17 protein-coding genes and 5 tRNA genes are annotated in these 18782 nt (G+C 36.5%); 10 read left to right on the forward strand and 12 right to left on the reverse strand.

The window, feature by feature from the left end; genetic code table 11:
- Nucleotides 1-18: 18 nt before the first annotated feature.
- The 4 genes from speB to gltX form a co-directional block, all read right to left on the reverse strand.
- Nucleotides 19-942 carry an agmatinase gene (speB, locus tag ACFFHT_RS08315; protein ID WP_382375230.1) on the reverse strand — a complete coding sequence of 308 codons (924 nt, stop codon included), beginning with the start codon at nt 940-942 and terminating at the stop codon, nt 19-21.
- A 9-nt stretch (nt 943-951) separates the two neighbouring features.
- A complete protein-coding gene (gene speA, locus ACFFHT_RS08320) occupies nt 952-2883 on the reverse strand; it encodes a biosynthetic arginine decarboxylase (RefSeq protein WP_382375232.1) in 1932 nt (643 codons plus the stop codon).
- Nucleotides 2884-3045: 162 nt separating this feature from the next.
- Nucleotides 3046-3121 (reverse strand) — tRNA-Ala (locus ACFFHT_RS08325).
- Nucleotides 3122-3224: 103 nt separating this feature from the next.
- A complete protein-coding gene (gltX, locus tag ACFFHT_RS08330; protein WP_382375234.1) occupies nt 3225-4673 on the reverse strand; it encodes a glutamate--tRNA ligase in 1449 nt (482 codons plus the stop codon).
- Between the two features lie 178 nt (nt 4674-4851).
- Between gltX and ACFFHT_RS08335 the strand changes: the two genes are divergently transcribed.
- The 6 genes from ACFFHT_RS08335 to murQ all read left to right on the forward strand — a co-directional run bounded on the left by ACFFHT_RS08335 (nt 4852) and on the right by murQ (nt 7368).
- A tRNA-Val gene (locus ACFFHT_RS08335) sits at nt 4852-4927 on the forward strand.
- Between the two features lie 17 nt (nt 4928-4944).
- Nucleotides 4945-5020: transfer RNA gene (locus ACFFHT_RS08340), tRNA-Val, on the forward strand.
- Nucleotides 5021-5049: 29 nt separating this feature from the next.
- A tRNA-Val gene (locus ACFFHT_RS08345) sits at nt 5050-5125 on the forward strand.
- A 32-nt stretch (nt 5126-5157) separates the two neighbouring features.
- Nucleotides 5158-5233: transfer RNA gene (locus tag ACFFHT_RS08350), tRNA-Val, on the forward strand.
- An 88-nt stretch (nt 5234-5321) separates the two neighbouring features.
- Complete coding sequence (locus ACFFHT_RS08355) at nt 5322-6437, forward strand: anhydro-N-acetylmuramic acid kinase (protein ID WP_382375236.1); 1116 nt, start codon at nt 5322-5324, stop codon at nt 6435-6437.
- Nucleotides 6438-6453: 16 nt separating this feature from the next.
- Nucleotides 6454-7368, forward strand: a complete 915-nt coding sequence (gene murQ, locus ACFFHT_RS08360; protein ID WP_382375238.1) for an N-acetylmuramic acid 6-phosphate etherase — start codon at nt 6454-6456, stop codon at nt 7366-7368.
- A gap of 24 nt (nt 7369-7392) precedes the next feature.
- On the opposite strand, the gene ACFFHT_RS08365 is transcribed toward murQ, so the two are convergent.
- The 6 genes from ACFFHT_RS08365 to ACFFHT_RS08390 form a co-directional block, all read right to left on the reverse strand.
- A complete protein-coding gene (locus ACFFHT_RS08365; RefSeq protein ID WP_382375239.1) occupies nt 7393-8301 on the reverse strand; it encodes a glycosyltransferase family 4 protein in 909 nt (302 codons plus the stop codon).
- Nucleotides 8302-8340: 39 nt separating this feature from the next.
- Nucleotides 8341-9510, reverse strand: coding sequence for an Obg family GTPase CgtA (gene cgtA, locus ACFFHT_RS08370; RefSeq protein WP_382375241.1), 1170 nt, complete (start codon nt 9508-9510; stop codon nt 8341-8343).
- A gap of 2 nt (nt 9511-9512) precedes the next feature.
- Nucleotides 9513-10466, reverse strand: coding sequence for a DMT family transporter (locus ACFFHT_RS08375; protein ID WP_382375243.1), 954 nt, complete (start codon nt 10464-10466; stop codon nt 9513-9515).
- 170 nt (nt 10467-10636) lie between these two features.
- Nucleotides 10637-10807 carry a 50S ribosomal protein L33 gene (rpmG, locus tag ACFFHT_RS08380; protein ID WP_382375245.1) on the reverse strand — a complete coding sequence of 57 codons (171 nt, stop codon included), beginning with the start codon at nt 10805-10807 and terminating at the stop codon, nt 10637-10639.
- 11 nt (nt 10808-10818) lie between these two features.
- On the reverse strand, nt 10819-11055 hold the full coding sequence (rpmB, locus tag ACFFHT_RS08385) for a 50S ribosomal protein L28 (RefSeq protein WP_013746215.1): 237 nt from the start codon (nt 11053-11055) through the stop codon (nt 10819-10821).
- 219 nt (nt 11056-11274) lie between these two features.
- On the reverse strand, nt 11275-11799 hold the full coding sequence (locus ACFFHT_RS08390) for a YgjV family protein (protein ID WP_382375247.1): 525 nt from the start codon (nt 11797-11799) through the stop codon (nt 11275-11277).
- Nucleotides 11800-12008: 209 nt separating this feature from the next.
- Between ACFFHT_RS08390 and kdgR the strand changes: the two genes are divergently transcribed.
- Entirely contained in the window at nt 12009-12794 is a 786-nt protein-coding gene (gene kdgR, locus ACFFHT_RS08395; protein WP_382375249.1) for a DNA-binding transcriptional regulator KdgR, read from the forward strand.
- Between the two features lie 7 nt (nt 12795-12801).
- Here the strand turns inward: kdgR and kdgK are convergent, their stop codons facing one another.
- Both kdgK and ACFFHT_RS08405 read right to left on the reverse strand, forming a co-directional pair.
- A complete protein-coding gene (kdgK, locus tag ACFFHT_RS08400) occupies nt 12802-13716 on the reverse strand; it encodes a 2-dehydro-3-deoxygluconokinase (RefSeq protein ID WP_382375251.1) in 915 nt (304 codons plus the stop codon).
- A 251-nt stretch (nt 13717-13967) separates the two neighbouring features.
- Nucleotides 13968-15182, reverse strand: coding sequence for a pyridoxal phosphate-dependent aminotransferase (locus ACFFHT_RS08405; protein WP_382375253.1), 1215 nt, complete (start codon nt 15180-15182; stop codon nt 13968-13970).
- Nucleotides 15183-15334: 152 nt separating this feature from the next.
- On the opposite strand from ACFFHT_RS08405, the gene ACFFHT_RS08410 reads away from it, so the two are divergent.
- From ACFFHT_RS08410 to ACFFHT_RS08420, 3 genes are all read left to right on the forward strand, one after another.
- Nucleotides 15335-16654 carry an isochorismate synthase gene (locus tag ACFFHT_RS08410; protein ID WP_382375255.1) on the forward strand — a complete coding sequence of 440 codons (1320 nt, stop codon included), beginning with the start codon at nt 15335-15337 and terminating at the stop codon, nt 16652-16654.
- The gene (menD, locus tag ACFFHT_RS08415) at nt 16635-18341 is read left to right on the forward strand and encodes a 2-succinyl-5-enolpyruvyl-6-hydroxy-3-cyclohexene-1-carboxylic-acid synthase (protein WP_382375257.1); all 1707 of its coding nucleotides are present in this window, start codon (nt 16635-16637) and stop codon (nt 18339-18341) included. The genes ACFFHT_RS08410 and menD overlap by 20 nt, the downstream gene beginning before the upstream one ends.
- 90 nt (nt 18342-18431) lie before the next feature.
- Entirely contained in the window at nt 18432-18641 is a 210-nt protein-coding gene (locus ACFFHT_RS08420; protein ID WP_382375259.1) for a YMGG-like glycine zipper-containing protein, read from the forward strand.
- Nucleotides 18642-18782: the final 141 nt, after the last annotated feature.

The following is an 18782-nucleotide window of genomic DNA, read 5'->3' on the forward strand; positions in this document are numbered from 1 at the left end:
TTTTTTATCAAATAAATACTATTTCAGCTTACTCCCCTGCAAATACAACATTTCTAATGCAATTGTTGCACCTGCTAATGCAGTAATATCCGCCTTATCGTATGCGGGAGAAACTTCAACAACGTCCATACCAACAATATTCACATCAGCAAGACCACGCAAAATCTTTAGTGCTTTATCTGTACTCAAACCACCACATACTGGTGTTCCTGTTCCTGGTGCAAATGCAGGATCTAGGCAATCAATATCAAACGTTAAATAAACTGGTAAGTCTGTTCCCACTGTCTGCTTGATTGTTGCTACCACTTCAGCAACACTTAAATCATTGACTAACGGTGCATCCAATACAGTGAAATCTAAATGGCGATCATATTCTGTCCGAATACCAATTTGTACCGAATGTTTTGGATCTATCAACCCTTCTTTCGGTGCATGGTAAAACATTGTACCGTGATCATAACAACTACCATTTTCATAAGTATCTGTATGTGCATCAAAATGAATCAAGGCCAATTTACCAAAATGTTTTGCATATGCGCGTAATAGCGGTAACGTAATAAAATGATCACCGCCTAAGGTTAAACAACGTTTTCCTGCTTGCAACAATGACATTGTATGTGCTTCTAATTGTTCAACAAAATCTTGATTATCACCATAGGAATAAACGAGATCACCACAATCAACAATATTTAACCTTTCTCGCACATCAAAATTCCACGGAAAACGACAATGTTCCCAAGCTAAATTCACTGATGCTCTACGAATTGCTTCTGCCCCAAATCGAGTACCAGAACGCCCCGATACTGACGCATCAAAAGGTACACCTGTAATGACCCAATCTGCATCACTGGTTTGTGGCATAAAATTTAATGGTAAACGTAAAAAGCCAAAATTATTGGATACCAATGAAATATCTTCTTTATGACCAAGTGTGTTAAACATATTTATGCCCTACTCTTCTTCCAAATAAGTGTAACCATTCAAACCATCTTCTAACTCTTTTAAAAATTGCAATGCTTCAGAGGCTGGTAACGTTGAATGTTCTATCTGTTCACGATAACGTGCAATTAATTGTTTAGGATCTAAATACACATAATGCAACATATCCGCCACCGTATTACCTGCATCGTGTGCTAAAACGACCACTTCGCCTTTATCATCTAAAACAATATCGATAGTTGTCGTATCACCAAAAAGATTATGCATATTTCCTAAAATTTCTTGATAGGCTCCCACCATAAAGAACCCAACTAATGGTGGGTTATCCACTGCATAATTTGGCATTGGCATTGTAGTTGTGATTCCATCACCATCTATATAGTGATCAATCGTCCCATCTGAATCACAAGTAATATCCAATAGTACAGCTCGACGACTAACAGGCTCATTAAGTTGCGTTAATGGGCAAACAGGGAATAGCTGATCAATTCCCCATGCATCTGGTAAAGATTGGAATAACGAGAAATTAACATATAACTTATCTGCAAAACGCTCTTGTAACTCATCAATAATCGTACGATGCGAACGATGGCGTTCACTGAATAACTCACCCACTTCATGGCAAATATTCAAATATAATTGTTCTGCCCAAGCTCGTTGTTCTAAATTGATTAAACCAACATTATATTGATTATGTACATCAGAAAGATCGAATTGGCTTTCATGAATCCAACTGCGTAAAGAACGTTTTTCTCTTGATGATAAAATATCTGTCCACGTTTCCCACATACTATGTAATACACGCGGATCGCTCTCTTTTGGTGCAGGTAATGTTGAAGGTAAATAACGTTCTACTCCTATGACATTTGATACTAATACTGCATGATGAGCGGTAACTGCTCGACCTGATTCAGTAATAATCGTTGGATGTGGCAGATTATATTCACGACAAGCCTGACCAATCCCCCACACCACTGTTTCGGCATATTCACGCAAACCATAATTTACGGAACAATCCGATTCAGTGCGATTACCATCATAATCAACCCCTAAACCACCACCAACATCAAAACATTGAATATTGACACCTAAACGGTGTAATTCTACATAGAAACGGGCACTTTCACGCACACCTGTAGCAACATCACGAATATTGCCTAATTGCGATCCCAAATGGAAATGTAAAAGTTGCAAACAATCTAAACTGTCTTGTTCTTTTAATAGGTTAACTAACTCTAAAACCTGAGATGCTGACAAACCAAATTTCGATTTTTCACCACCAGACGATTGCCACTTACCTGAACCTTGTGAGGCTAATCTCGCTCGCACCCCTAAACGCGGACGCACTTTTAATTTTTGGGCTTCTTCTAAAACTAAAAAGATTTCAGAAATTTTTTCAATCACAAGATAAACTTTATGTCCGAGTTTTTCACCCATCAAAGCAAAACGAATATACTCGCGATCTTTATAACCATTACATACAATCACTGTTTTGGTCTGTCCAGCGTGAGCAAGTACTGCCATTAACTCAGCTTTTGATCCTGCCTCTAATCCCAATGGTTGCCCCGAAGTAATTAAAGATTCAATAATTCGACGATATTGATTTACTTTAATTGGATAAACCAAAAAATAGTTTCCTTCATAGCCAAATTCTTGCCGTGCTTGTGCAAACGCCGCATTAATGGAACGTAAACGATGTTGAATAATTTGAGGAAAACAAAATAATGTAGGTAGTCGAGCACCTTGTTGTTGCATCTGTTCGGCTAGTTTAGCCAAAGATACTCTACTGGTTGGTTTTTCAGGATTAGGGCAAACATAAATTTCACCATTCTCATCCACATTGTAATAATTCATACCCCAATAATTGATATTGCAGGCTTCACGAATAGTATCCGCATTACTAGAAACAGCTTGAAGCTCAGGATTGAGGACAGTTTTTTCCACTGACTTAAGGCTCCTTATTTAGACAAAATCATCTCACCGCTATACTAAATAGACGGACCAAAAATAGAACTGCAAGAATAAAGCAAAAGTGTTATCAATGCTAGGGATCAATGATTAAATTATTTTTTGAATAAAAACAGATTAAATGAAAGGAATTAAAGATGGTGGAGATAATCGGGATCGAACCGACGACCTTTTGAATGCCATTCAAACGCTCTCCCAACTGAGCTATATCCCCACTAAAATGGACGTTGCTAATATTAATTGGCGTCTTTCTTGATGTCAATGTAATTTAGTCAAAAAGGGATAGGCATTCCCTTTTTGACTAAAAAGCAAACAGATTATACTGCTTCTGCTTTATTTTTAATGAACTCAATAGCTTGTTGGATACGAGCTAAACAACGTGTTCTGCCAATCAATTCCATCGTAATATCTAATGATGGTGATTGACCTGCACCAGTCACAGCGACACGTAATGGCATTCCCACTTTACCCATCCCAATTTCTAACTTCGCTGCAGTTTCTTCAATAACTTGGTGTAAGTCATGTGCCTGCCAATTTTCTAATTGTTCTAATTGAGATAACACTTCTGTTAATGGTGCAATCGCAGCCGATTTCAGATGCTTTTTCGCCGCAGCTTCATCAAATTCAGCAAAATCTTCATAGAAATAACGGCTTGCTGCTGCCATTTCTTTTAATGTTTTACAACGTTCGCCTAACGCTTTCACAATTTCAGTTAGTGCTGGACCATTTTCTGTATTGATCTGCTGATCTTGCATATGCCAAGCTAAATAACTAGCCACTTTTTCGGCTGGTAATTCACGAATGTAATGATGGTTCAACCATAATAGTTTATCGGTATTAAATGCACTGGCTGAACGACTCACCTGATGAATATCAAAATATTCCACCATCTCATCGATTGAAAAGACTTCTTGATCGCCGTGTCCCCAACCTAAACGCACTAAATAATTCAATAATGCTTCTGGTAGGAAACCCTCATCACGATACTGCATTACACTCACTGCACCGTGGCGTTTTGATAATTTTTGTCCATCATCACCAAGAATCATGGAGACGTGTGCATATTGTGGAATTGGTGCATTTAACGCTTTTAAGATATTAATTTGTCTAGGGGTATTATTGATATGGTCTTCACCACGAATTACATGGGTAATTCCCATATCCCAGTCATCGACAACAACACAGAAGTTGTATGTTGGTGAACCATCTGTACGGCGAATAATGAGATCATCTAACTCACTATTACTAATTTCAATCTTACCACGCACCGCATCATCAAAAATCACTGAACCTTCCGTTGGGTTTTTGAAACGAACCACATGAGGCTCACTTGGATCATGACTATGATCATGTAAACAATGGCGGTCATAACGAGGTTTTTCTTTATTTTTTTCTTGTTCTTCTCTTAATGCCTCTAAACGTTCTTTACTACAGTAACAACGATACGCTAATCCTTGTTCAAGCATTTGATCAATTACTTGGTTATAACGATCAAAACGTTTGGTTTGATAATAAGGACCATGTTCCCAAGATAAACCTAACCACGCCATACTATCTAAAATAGCATCTGTTGCTTCTTGGGTAGAACGTTCTAAATCAGTATCTTCAATACGTAATACAAACTCGCCTTGGTTATGTTTTGCATATAACCACGAATAAAGTGCGGTTCTTGCTCCACCTACATGTAAATACCCTGTTGGGCTTGGAGCAAAGCGAGTACGAACTTTCACATTTGGATCTAAATTAAATAAACTTTTAATTTCCATTAGCTGTGCCTATCAATCATCTTTATTGTCAAAAAACCGCGTTATTCTACTACGAGTTAGCGCATTTCTTAATAAAAAGTTCAAATTTATGCTTACTTTTACAACAATTAAAGCCAAAGCCATAAAAAGCGATTGACTGATCACAAATTATAATTATAATGCGTCGAACACAAAATGTGGGCGATTAGCTCAGTTGGGAGAGCACCTCCCTTACAAGGAGGGGGTCACTGGTTCGAGACCGGTATCGCCCACCATATTTTGTTTGTCATAAGGGCGATTAGCTCAGTTGGGAGAGCACCTCCCTTACAAGGAGGGGGTCACTGGTTCGAGACCGGTATCGCCCACCACTTATGGCATCACCCAATATTAACAATGTGGGCGATTAGCTCAGTTGGGAGAGCACCTCCCTTACAAGGAGGGGGTCACTGGTTCGAGACCGGTATCGCCCACCACTATTGTTAATAACCACGAATATATGCTATTCGGGCGATTAGCTCAGTTGGGAGAGCACCTCCCTTACAAGGAGGGGGTCACTGGTTCGAGACCGGTATCGCCCACCAATCCTTTTAATTCAATATTTCTTATTTTCCTACTTACATTATTGTTTATAATATTTGCCTGATAACATTCTTTGATAAAGGCTGCTTTATGTCCTCATCTCTTTATATCGGCATTATGTCAGGCACAAGTTTAGATGGTATTGATATTGCATTAGTTGATTTTGCTACTGCACAACCACAAATGCTTGCCAGTCAATTTTCACCTATGCCAGAATCATTACGTCAAGATCTCACCCAATTAATGCAAGGTAACACCACCCTACAACAGCTAGGTGAAGTCGAACATCGCTTATCGTTATGTTATATCGAAGAAGTGAATAAATTACTCACTCAAACTAACTTATCGCCACAGCAAATTACCGCTATTGGTTGCCATGGACAAACGGTTTGGCACGCACCACAATGTGAGTTTCCTTTTACTATGCAGCTAGTTGATGGCAATCTACTTGCTGCGAAAACAGGTATAACAACCATTACTGATTTTCGCCGTAAAGATATGGCGTATGGCGGACAAGGTGCACCTTTAGTTCCTGCATTTCATCAAGCTATTTTTGCTCATTCCGCTTGCTTCACCGTTGTATTAAATATTGGTGGCATTAGTAATATTACTCTTCTACCACCTAATGGTTCGGTAACGGGTTATGATACTGGACCGGGTAATACATTATTAGATAATTGGATCCAACTTCATCAAGGTAAACGCTTTGATGAAAATGGTATCTGGGCAAGCCAAGGAACGGTACATCAAGCCTTATTAGATCACTGTTTACGTGAACACTATTTCCAACAACGTCCACCGAAAAGTACAGGACGAGAATTATTTAATCTCTCTTGGTTGCAACAGCAATTATCACACTTCCCAGATATACCAGCCGTTGATGTACAAGCAACATTACTTGAGTTAACCGTACAATCCATTGTGCAACAACTTCCTATTCCCGAAACTCATGTACCTGCTCAATTATTAGTTTGTGGCGGTGGAGCAAGAAATCCACTCATCATGCAACGGTTACAAGCATTACTACCACAATGGCAAGTCTGCACAACAGACGATAAAGATATTGATAGTGATTTTGTCGAAGCGGCTGCTTTTGCTTGGTTAGCTTATCAAACTATGCAGCATCAACCAGGAAATGTTCCTGAAGTAACAGGCGCTTCTCGAGCTGCAATCTTAGGTGCTATTCATTTAGCTGATACATTTTAACCATTAGGATTAACCAATGTCTTCACTTACTCAAACATTAGATCAACTAACCTCTGAACAACGCAATCCAAATTCCTCACAATTAGATCAACTCTCTTCTCTTGAAATTGTTGAACTGATGAATCAAGAAGATCAACAGGTGGCAATCGCAATCAAAAGCCAACTTCCCATTATTGCACAAGCCATTGACTGCATTGTTGAGGCTTTTCAACAAGGTGGACGCTTAATCTATCAGGGGGCAGGGACGAGCGGACGACTTGGAGTATTAGATGCGTCTGAATGTCCGCCTACATTCGGTGTTAGCCCAAATCAAGTGATTGGTATTATTGCTGGTGGTGATAAAGCTATTCGCCAAGCGGTTGAAAATGCCGAAGATAATACACAAGCAGGACAATTTGATTTACAGCAACTCGCACTCTCTGCTAAAGATGTGGTCGTAGGCTTAGCTGTTAGTGGCAGAACGCCATATGTCTTAGGTGGACTTGCCTATGCAAAACAACTCGGTGCAACTACTGTTGCAATTAGTTGTAACCCAAATTCAGAAATGGCAAAGCTTGCCGACATTGCCATTACACCAGTTGTTGGTGCAGAAATTTTGACAGGTTCATCACGTTTAAAAGCAGGTACTGCACAAAAAATGGTGCTAAATATGCTCTCAACTGCCAGTTTGGTACAAATGGGAAAATGCTATCAAAATCTTATGGTTGATGTACAAGCGACAAATGAAAAACTTCGCCATCGTGCAGTCAAAATTGTGATGCAAGCCACAGAATGCGATCAACAAACTGCCACCCATTATCTACAACTAGCCGATAATCAAGCCAAATTAGCAATTATGATGATTTTAGGCCATTTACAACGCACTGAGGCAGAACAGTTATTACAACAGGCTCAGGGTAAATTGAACGTTGCATTACAAGCCAGAAAATAATTAAAGAAGAATAACTATAAGCCTTTATCTAACACTTTTTATTTGATCTACAACCGTAATAATATCCTCTATATGCTTAGATAAACTGGGATCATATTCTAATGCATTCAGAGGATTATCTATTCTACCTTGTCCAACTTTTACACGATTCACTGCTTGCTTTATTGCAATATCAAGAGAATCTTGTCTTGAACGATCAAAGGTAATTCCACTTTGATGATTAAACACTTCTGTACAAGCCATATTGTCAGACATGACTACGGGAGTACCACATAAAATAGACTCTACCGCTACTAAACCAAATGGTTCGTATATTGATGCCATAATTGTGAAATCAACACAACTATACAACTCACTCATCGTATTAGAAAAACCTAATTCACGAATATTCTTATACTTTTCATATTTTTTATCTATTTCACTTCCTACTACAACTAACTCTATTGGCAAATTACTCTTATTAAAATATTCTGCTAACAATTCAAAGCCTTTCCTCTTGTGCCCTGTTGATGGAAATAAGAAATAGATTTTTTCCTTAGAAAAATTATATTTTTCCCTTAATTTCAGTCTTTCATTATCATCTCTTATATAAAATGCCTCACTATCAATAGGTGGATATATGACCTTGATTTTATCCTCAGGTACTTGATACAACTCAATAAGCTCATTCTTCATTAATTCAGAATGAGCAATAATCGCTTTAGATGAATTATATGTTTTTTGTTCTTGAGCTATTTTTAAATTATCATAAAATTTTTTCTTTTTATTAGTTGCTTTAATGAAGCCTTTATGATTTCCACCACAAATAACAATATCACAATAAATATTAAAATCAATATTTTGCTGATTGAATCCATTGACTAAAGAAAGGACGTAGCTTTCTACTCCTCCTCTACGCTTAAATTTAAGGCAACTTAACCCAAACTTATACATTTATTTCTCCTTTTCATATCTTTGTTTAGTCTATATGGATCAAGGTTTATAAATAATCTCAACCCCTTCTTCATCCTCTTCTGACCAATCATCCCAATCGTCATCATCCTCTTCAATTTGTACATCAGATAACTGTTGCTGATGATAATCTTCCCATTTGAACTTCACTTCTTCATTTTCTGGTGTTACCGCTTTTTCACGAGGATTTGCTTCAATAAAGTCCATCACATCTCGCACAAGAGTTGGTACATTACGTCCTGTTGCCGCAGAAATAAGATAATAATCTTCATCCCAACCAATACGCTCAACGATTTCCGCTGCTCGCTGTTGTGCTTCTTCACCATCCATCGTATCAATCTTATTAAATACCAACCAACGAGGTTTTTCTGCTAATTTTTCACTATATTGGAATAATTCTGTTTCAATAATGGCAATATTATCTGCGGGATCACTCTCATCAATCGGCAATAGATCCACAAGGTGAATTAAAACTCGACAACGTTCTAAATGTTTTAAGAAACGCGTACCCAACCCAGCACCTTCAGAGGCTCCCTCGATTAATCCTGGAATATCTGCAACCACAAAACTACGATTATCATCCACTTTTACTACACCAAGGCTCGGTACTAATGTGGTAAATGGGTAATCAGCAACTTTCGGCTTCGCAGCAGAAACAGCACGAATAAACGTTGACTTCCCTGCATTAGGTAAACCTAACATTCCCACATCAGCAAGTAGCATTAATTCCAGTTGTAAATCACGTTTTTCACCTGGTGTACCATTGGTTTTTTGACGTGGTGCTCGATTTACAGAAGATTTAAAACGTGTATTTCCTAAACCGTGATATCCCCCTTTTGCCACCAATAATTTCATATTGTGCTCAGTTAAATCACCAATCACTTCTCGAGTATCATTATCAACTGCACGTGTTCCTACTGGTACTCTTAAGGTAATATCATTACCACGATGCCCAGTACAATTTGAACTTCTGCCATTTTCACCTCGTCCTGCAGCAAAACGTTTTTCAAAGCGATAATCCACGAGCGTATTAAGATTTTCATCAGCAATTAAATAAACATCGCCACCATCACCGCCATCACCGCCATCTGGGCCACCTTTAGGGATATATTTTTCACGTCGAAAGCTCACGCAGCCATTACCGCCATCGCCAGCTTCTACTCTAATTAATGCTTCATCAATAAATTTCATTTTTATTTATCTCCTATGACGTCAAACCGACGTGTCTTAATTAATTTATGCCCTGCCGCTGAACACAATGCGCCTAATACTACAATAAATGCACCAACATATGCCAAAAAATTCAAATTAGATGCGGCAACAATATCGGGAAAAACACTATGAAAGATTTCCACAAACAAGATAGTAAATAACGGTGTTAAGGTAATAATTGAGCTTACTTTTGCCACTTCCCAACGATTTAATGCCTCTGCATAAGCTCCATAAGCGACTAATGTATTTAAACAACAATATACTAAACAAAGTGCAATAGGCCATGTTAGCCCTGATAAACTTGATGGATGGCTAAATGGTGTAAAAATTAATGCTGCACCGACATAAAAAATCAGCAAAATTTGCTGTGAATTAAAACGTCGTAATAATAATTTTTGAGCAATTGCATAAGATACCCAAATAATTGCCGCAGACACACAAATTAAAACACCTTTGGTATAAGTCGTTAAACTCGTAAACAACTCAACTAGACGCTCATTAAAAAAAGTTAAGAGACCAATAAATAATAATGCTGCACCCAACTTTTGATTCCAACTGAGTTTTTCTTTAAAAATAATAACCCCAGCCAACATCATAAAAAATGGCGATACTTGCCCTAATACCTGCGAAACAGATGGATTAATATACTCTAATGAAGTATTGAAAAGGATAAAGTTAGCCGCTAATCCTATGCATCCAATTAATGTTATCCAACGAAAGCGACGATTAAATGCAATTCTTAAATTAGGTAATTTCCCTGTCATTACTAAAATAACGACAAGACCTAACATAGCAACTAAAAAGCGTAACCAAACAATGGTATAGCTATCCAAAACAGTTAATACTCGTTGTAAAGCAAGCGGCAGTGATCCCCAACAAATCGCTGTCGTTAATGCCAATAGAAAACCAGATAATGGTCGTTCAACTTGCCTCATTATTATTCCTTGATTCGTTCTGTTTTACCGCAGAATACTACTGTTCATTCTGTGACACAATTCAAGATATGTTAATTTATATCTATGCTTTAATAGATAAAAAACTGCACCCATCAGTAAATACCGTTGGGTGCAGTTAACTTTAAAAGGATTGTTTTATAAAAAAGCGATTATTTGATTTTAGCTTCTTTATAAAGAACATGCTTACGAACAACTGGATCATATTTTTTGATTTCCATTTTTTCTGGCATGTTACGTTTATTTTTAGTCGTAGTATAGAAATGACCTGTTTCTGCAGTAGAAACAAGTTTAATTTTCTCACGAGCACCTTTTGCTGCCATTTTTCAGCTCCTTAGATTTTTTCGCCTTTAGCACGAAGATCAGCTAAAACTGCATCGATGCCTTTTTTATCAATAATACGCATACCTTTCGCTGTTAAGCGTAAAGTTACGAAACGGTTTTCACTTTCAACCCAGAAACGGTGAGTGTGAAGGTTTGGTAAAAAACGACGACGAGTTGCGTTCATTGCGTGTGAACGATTGTTACCAACTGCCGGGCGTTTGCCTGTTACTTGACAGACTCTGGACATTTGTAATTCTCCAATAATTAACTAAAGCTTAAGCTCTACGGTTCGGATTACCAACATTCTAATTGGTTTAGATTTGTTAGCTACCTCGTCAGGTATGAAACCCGACCCGCTACTAACTATATTAAAGGTCGTGGATTATACTCACTTTATCTTGATTTCTCAAGCCTGATCATAAAAATAGATCATTAAAAATGATAAATATCCTTTCTTCTTTCTTGATCAAGATAAAACATGATCCTTTTCTTTATTTTGTAATACTAAACGTAAAATCGTTAGCGAATTCATTACAATCACGGTAGATTCTAATAAAATACCACCAAAAGAACCTACCAAAATATTATTTGTTAACCAACATCCCGATCCTACTAACATCAAGATTCTCATTGGAATCCCTTTCAATAAAAATAATGAAATTGTTCCTATTGTTGTTCCTAAAATAGGGAAAAACTGCCAAATTGAATCCGAAACAACATAACCAAAAGTAATACCTACGATGACAAAAAATAATGCTGCATACTTTGATGAAACATAAATTGCAGTTGCTGTACGACACGCAGATAACAACGAACTTAATGCTGATACATTTGAGCCTAATAAAAGAAAGTGTGTCATATACGTTATATTCTGAATCAACATCACTATCTTTAACTTCTTATCATTTCTTTGATAAAAAGAGAGAACACCCAAAATAAATGCCAACATTCCAAGAAGTTGCGGTAGAGTTAATAGTTGTACTAGCATCATACCTAAATATCATAAATTGCACATTTGATTTTAAAATTTTAAAACATTGTTTTATTTTTAAAAAGAGAAAAATAGATTTATTATAAATAAACCACTTTACGGTAGAACTATCTCTAAAATACGATAAACTGATACTGCATAAGTTAGATATTTCTTCCAATAAATATCATTACCAATATTCTATTTACCTTAATATCCTAAGGAATAAGATGAAAAAAGACACTACCTCATTAGAATCTGTTGCCTCAGTTTTGAAAGTTTTTAGTATTTTAGAAATGTTGTCTGAACAAAAAGATATAGGTATTACTGAACTTTCACAAAAATTGATGATGTCAAAAAGTACTACTTATCGTTTTCTACAAACAATGAAAAACTTAGGTTATGTTTATCAAGAAGATGATAGTGATAAATATAGTTTAACCTTAAAGTTATTTGAGCTTAGTTCTCGTTCATTAGAATATACCGACTTAGTTTCTTTTGCAGATAAAGAAATGCAATATATTTCAGAACTCACAGGAGAAACATTACACTTAGGTATTTTAGATACACATGAAATAGTCTATCTTCATAAAATCGATTCAAAATATAATCTTAGAATGTATTCACGCATTGGTAGACGTAACCCTCTATATAGTACTGGAATAGGAAAAATTTTGCTTTCTGGACTAACAGATGAACAAGTGAGAGCAATTTTGTCTAAAGTTGAATTCATTCAACATACTAAAAATACAGTAACTAATGTAGAACAACTTATTCTTGAAATTCATTCCATTCGAGAGAAGCATTATGCAGAAGATAATGAAGAGCAAGAAGAAGGAATAACTTGTATTGCAACACCTGTTTATAATCATTTAGGAAATATCATCGCAGGGCTATCTATTTCTCTACCATCAATTCGCTTTAAAGAAAAAGATCGCCCTTATTTGGTAAATCTACTCCAACAAGCAGGTAAACATATCTCTGAACGTTTAGGTTTCTATGGTTACCCTATTTAATAAATAATTAAAATAATGGCATTGCGGTTGTTGGAATAATAGCGCCTTTGTGTTGAATCACTGTACCTGCAAGTTTATGCCCCGCTTGGGCAGATTCCACAATCGTACCGCCTTGTAATCTTTTGGCTAAATAGCCAGCACTAAACGAATCTCCTGCGGCTGTCGTATCAATTACCTTTTCTACTTTTGTTGCGGCAATTTCATAACGATCTGACGATGTTGCTACTACACAAGGTTCTTTACCTCGCTTCACAACAACTTCTTTGACACCTAATTGAAGCGCTAAATCAATAGATTGTTGATAATCAGTAAATCCATATAATGCCTGATCATCCTCAAAAGTTAAAAAAGCGATTTCTGCAACCGATAATATTTTACGATACGCTAATTTTGTTGCTTCCATATTTTCCCATAAGGCTGGACGATAATTGTTATCAAAAATCACCTTTACCTTTGCTCGCTCAATTGCTGTAAGCAATTTTTCACGCTCGTTTGTAGGCAAAATTGCCAAACTGATCCCACTCAAATAAAGATAATTATATGACGCTAAAAGAACTGTTATTTCCTCTACCGATAACGGAGCTAACCAATAGCGTGCTGCCGAATCATTACGCCAATATAAAAAACGACGTTCCCCATTCTCATCGGTTTTTATCATATATAACCCAGGTTGCTTATTTGGCACAACGAACACTGAAGAGGTATCAATTTTTTCTGTTTCCCAATAAGCTAACATAGCTTGGCTTAAATCATCTTTACCTACACCCGTAATATAAGCAACCTGACTAGAAGTACCTAATAGCCTTGAAAGATAAATTGCCGTATTCAATGTATCTCCAGCAAAACCCTGTCGATAACAATCATGATCGTTCCAAAGTTCAATCATACATTCACCCAGAATTGCAATTCTACTTTTCATCATTAAGTACTCCTATAGCATAATTTTTTTCTTACAATAACAACTAACTCATCAGAACATTTTTTATTCTATGAATAAAATAATAGTTTGCTTTATATTTTTTGAAAAGCTGTTTTATTATTTTTGATATAAAAATAATTTTTATGAAATAAAGAAAAGCATCGCAGCGAAATTTTCAGATAAAAAGGCAATAAAAAATCTCCCTTGCAATTTGCTAAGGGAGATCTTTAAATCAGTCAGGAAAATGAAAGATATTATTGATGATAATGACTCAAGAATCTTTCTAACTTCATCATTGCTTCTTCAATTTGATGTACATAAGGCAACGTGACAATACGGAAATGGTCTGGTTTATGCCAATTAAAGCCTCTACCATGAACTAACAACACCTTTTCTTGTGTTAATAGATCAAACACAAATTTTTCATCATCATAAATGTTATACATCTCTGTATCAATTTTAGGGAACATATACATTGCACCTTGTGGTTTAACACAACTGATACCTGGAATTTGCGTGATTAATTCATATGCCTTATTACGTTGTTCCAATAATCGTCCACCTGGAAGCACAAACTCATTAATACTTTGATATCCACCTAATGCTGTCTGAATGGCGTGTTGCATTGGCACTGTGGCACATAAACGCATCGAAGCTAACATATCCAACCCTTCAATATAACCTGCTGCTGCCTTCTTAGGTCCATTTAATACCATCCAACCTTGGCGGAAACCAGCAACACGATACGCTTTCGACAAACCATTTAATGTTACAGTTAATAAGTCTGGTGCTAATGCTGCTATATGGTGATGGACTGCACCGTCATATAAAATTTTGTCATAGATCTCATCTGCAAAAACAATGAGCTTATTCTGACGAGCCACTTCCGCAACTTCAAGTAATAGCTCTTTACTATAAACCGCACCCGTTGGATTATTTGGGTTAATAATGACAATCGCTTTTGTGCGGCTAGATACTTTTTGCTTAATATCTTCAATATCAGGAAACCAATTTTGCTCTTCATCACAAAGATAATGTACAGCTTTACCACCCGACAAAGTCACTGCTGCAGTCCACAAAGGATAATCTGGCATCGGCACTAAAACTTCATCGCCATCATTTAATAATGCTTGCATTGACATTGTGATCAATTCTGACACACCATTACCAATGTAAACATCATTGACGCCTACATTTAATAACCCTTTTGATTGGTAATATTGCACAATCGCTTTGCGTGCCGAATACAACCCTTTTGAATCACAATAGCCTTGTGCTGTTGGTAAATTTCTAATGACATCAACTAAAATTTCATCTGGTGCTTCAAAACCAAATGGGGCAGGATTTCCAATATTTAATTTTAAAATTTTATGCCCTTCTTCTTCTAATCGGCAGGCTTCTTTATGTACTGGACCACGAATATCGTAACAAACATGTTCTAACTTATTTGATTTTGGAAAATAATCCATCTGCATCACCCTAGCAAATCACTAATTAACAATAAGGAGTTACTTTACGCTAATTTTTTAGGCTTAGAAAGATTTTCAAGAAGTTTATTTCAAATTACGGTAGAATTACTCCCTTTGTTATTATTTGGATAAATAGAACTACTTAATTTGCAATGAATGTATTACAACAACTCAAAACATTATTAACTGAGCAGATCGCTATTTATCAACCATCCTCTCAACCATTTGGTATGATTCAAATTACGCTTAACACCCCAAAGGTTGATTTTATCGCTTGGTTAAAAGCACAAACATTATTTCCACAATTTTATTTTCAGCAACGTCATCAACGATATGAAGTTGCAGCACTTGGTTCACTATTACAAATCAAAGATTTCCAACAGCTCACTGAGTTAAAACAACAATATCCTACCTTTAATTTTATTGGCGGGCTGAAATTTGATGGTGAATTGAATTTTCTATTACCACAATTCTATTTTGAGTATTGTGACCAAAAACTTACCGTTAAGTTGTTCATTAACCACCTAAATTGGCATAGCCAGCAACAACAACTAGCACAATATTGGACAACCTTTTTACAGGAAAAACCAATTCAATCTATCCAAAATATTACCCCTACACTAATACAACAAAGCAGTGATCAATTTCATTGGCAATCACTAATTCAACAAGCATTAACAGCAATTCAACAAAAACAATTTGATAAAGTTGTATTAGCTCAAAAAGTTACATTTAGTCTAAACAATCATTTAAATGCTTTTGATTTCTTAGCTGCAAGTTCGGTGAGCAATCAACATTGTTATCACTTCCTGTTTGCCGAAACTCAACAATCTGCTTTTCTAGGTGCAAGCCCTGAATGCTTATACCAACGAATAGATGACCATATATATAGTGAGGCATTAGCAGGCACAGCGCCTATCGGTGATACAAAACAGCAACAATTACATTATCAAAACTGGTTATTAAACGATCATAAAAATCTTGAAGAGAATCAATTTGTTGCTGATGATATTCAACAAAAAATGTCGCCTTTTTGCCAACATATACAAATTGAAGATGTACAATTACGCATTCTAAGAAAAGTGCAACATTTATGTCGCCCAATTCATACCATATTGTCATCACAATACCGTTATTGGGAACCGTTATTAACTCTGCATCCTACTGCGGCGATTGCAGGCTATCCTAAACAAGCAGCATTAGATTTTATCAAACGCTATGAGCCATTTGAGCGAGATTGGTATGCAGGTGCAATAGGCATTATTTCACAAAAATTCTCTGAGTTATGTGTTGGTCTTCGTTCTGCACAACTCAATCATGATAAATTACACCTATTTGCAGGTGCTGGCATTGTCAAAGAGTCTGTTGCCAGCGAAGAATGGCAAGAAATTAGCAAAAAAATGTCAGGATTATTATCCTTATTTAACACTCACTTAGATCGAGGAGAAAACAATGTCAATCAGTACATTTAACCGCTGTTGGTCTAAAGTTATTTTAAAAACATTAGTAAACTATGGTGTACAACACATTTGTATTGCACCAGGATCACGCTCAACCCCACTAACGCTTGAAGCTGCTCGGTTACAAGATGCAAGTCTTGTTACTTGCCATACCCATTTTGATGAAAGAGGTTTGGGCTTTTTTGCTCTTGGCTTAGCAAAAGTTCAACATAAACCAGTTGCAATTATTGTCACATCTGGCACTGCAGTAGCAAATCTCTATCCTGCAATAGTCGAAGCGTATCAAACTCAAACAAATTTAATTATTTTAAGTGCTGATCGGCCATTAGAATTAATTGATTGCGGTGCAAATCAAGCTATTCCACAACAAGGAATGTTTGCACATTACCCTGTGGCACAAATTAATTTACCAAAACCAAGTCAAGATTATAGTGCTAATTGGTTAGTTTCAACCTTAGAACAAGCCTGTTATCAACAAACATTAACGCCAGGTGTAATACATATTAATGTCCCCTTTGCCGAACCTTTATATCAGGCAGAAGCTGAACAAATTGACAACCATACTTGGTTACAACCAATTAAAATTTGGCTAAATAGTTCAAAACCATGGTTAAATCATCCAGAAAATCAAACTGAAGTTTTAATCCATGAGAAATGGGATTTTTGGCGAGCCAAGCGTGGTGTGATTGTTGTAGGACGCTTACCACTTGAACAAACGATGGGGATCACCACTTGGGCAAATACAATGGGGTGGATATTACTCACAGATATACAGTCAGGTGTTGAAGCAACGTTACCTTACGCAGATATTTGGTTAGCTAATCAAACCGTATTTAACCAACTACTACAAGCCGATATCGTGATTCAATTAGGTAGTGGCATTATCAGTAAACGTATTAACCAGTTCCTCCAAGCCTTTCAAGGTGAATATTGGTTGGTTGATCACTCTCAACGTCGCTTAGATCCTTATCATCATCAACAAACTCGTTTCCACGCTAAAGTACATCACTGGTTGCGTGCACACCCGCCACTTCGCCAAAAACCTTGGTTACTGGAACCTTTAGCACTATCCCAATTTTGTGCAGATTTTATCGAACAACAAGTTGGTAGTAACCTCAATGAAGCCTCTCTTGCCCATCATATTGAAAGATTATTACCAAGCAATGGCGTACTCTTTTTAGGCAATAGTTTATTCGTCCGTTTAGTAGATGCACTTTGTAAACTTCCTAACAATTACCCAGTATATACAAACCGTGGTGCGAGTGGCATTGATGGCTTATTTGCTACTGCAGCAGGCGTTGCTATTGCAAGTGAATCCCCACTAGTCGCTTTTTTAGGGGATCTTTCCGCACTTTATGATTTGAATTCTTTAGCTTTACTGAGAAAAGTAAAATTCCCAACGATTATTTTTGTGATTAATAATAATGGTGGAGCAATTTTTGATATGTTGCCAGTCGATAATGAAGTAAAAGATCAATATTACCGCTTACCGCATAATCTCGACTTTTCTCAAGTTGCTACAATGTTCGAATTAAATTATTCACGTCCATACACATGGGCAGACTTAACTTCTACCTTAAAAAATGCTTATTTAAGAAAAAGTACCACAATTATTGAAATAAAAGTGAACTCGACTGATGGAAGTACGATTTATAAAAATTTGATTAACCAAATTTCACAAGCTGTTATTGGTACTTAAATAACATTTAATAATAAAACTATAACTATTGTTTTATACTTTTCTCTGTTATGTTAGAGAAGATCATTTTAATTACTTTTAAGGAGAAAAATGATGAAAACTATAATTAAATTAATGGCTGTTTCAGTAGTTATTCTTTCTGTTGCTGCCTGTGGAAACTTAAGTAAGCGAGATAAAAGTACTATTGCTGGTGCAGGTATTGGAGCGGTCGCAGGTGCAGTATTAACTGGTGGTGGAACACTTGGTACTGTTGGTGGTGCAGCTGTCGGCGGTGTTATCGGAAACCAAGTTGGTAAATAATTTTTACTTAACAACAAATATGATAGAAAGGACGAAGATATATAAGATTTTTGTCCTTTTTTATTTAAAAAGGCATATAGGACAAAAAAGTTGGTCTTTATCTATTTTCATTGTCTATAGGACAAAAAAGTTGGTAATTAT

Source organism: Gallibacterium melopsittaci, from assembly GCF_042433085.1.
GTDB lineage: Bacteria > Pseudomonadota > Gammaproteobacteria > Enterobacterales > Pasteurellaceae > Gallibacterium > Gallibacterium melopsittaci.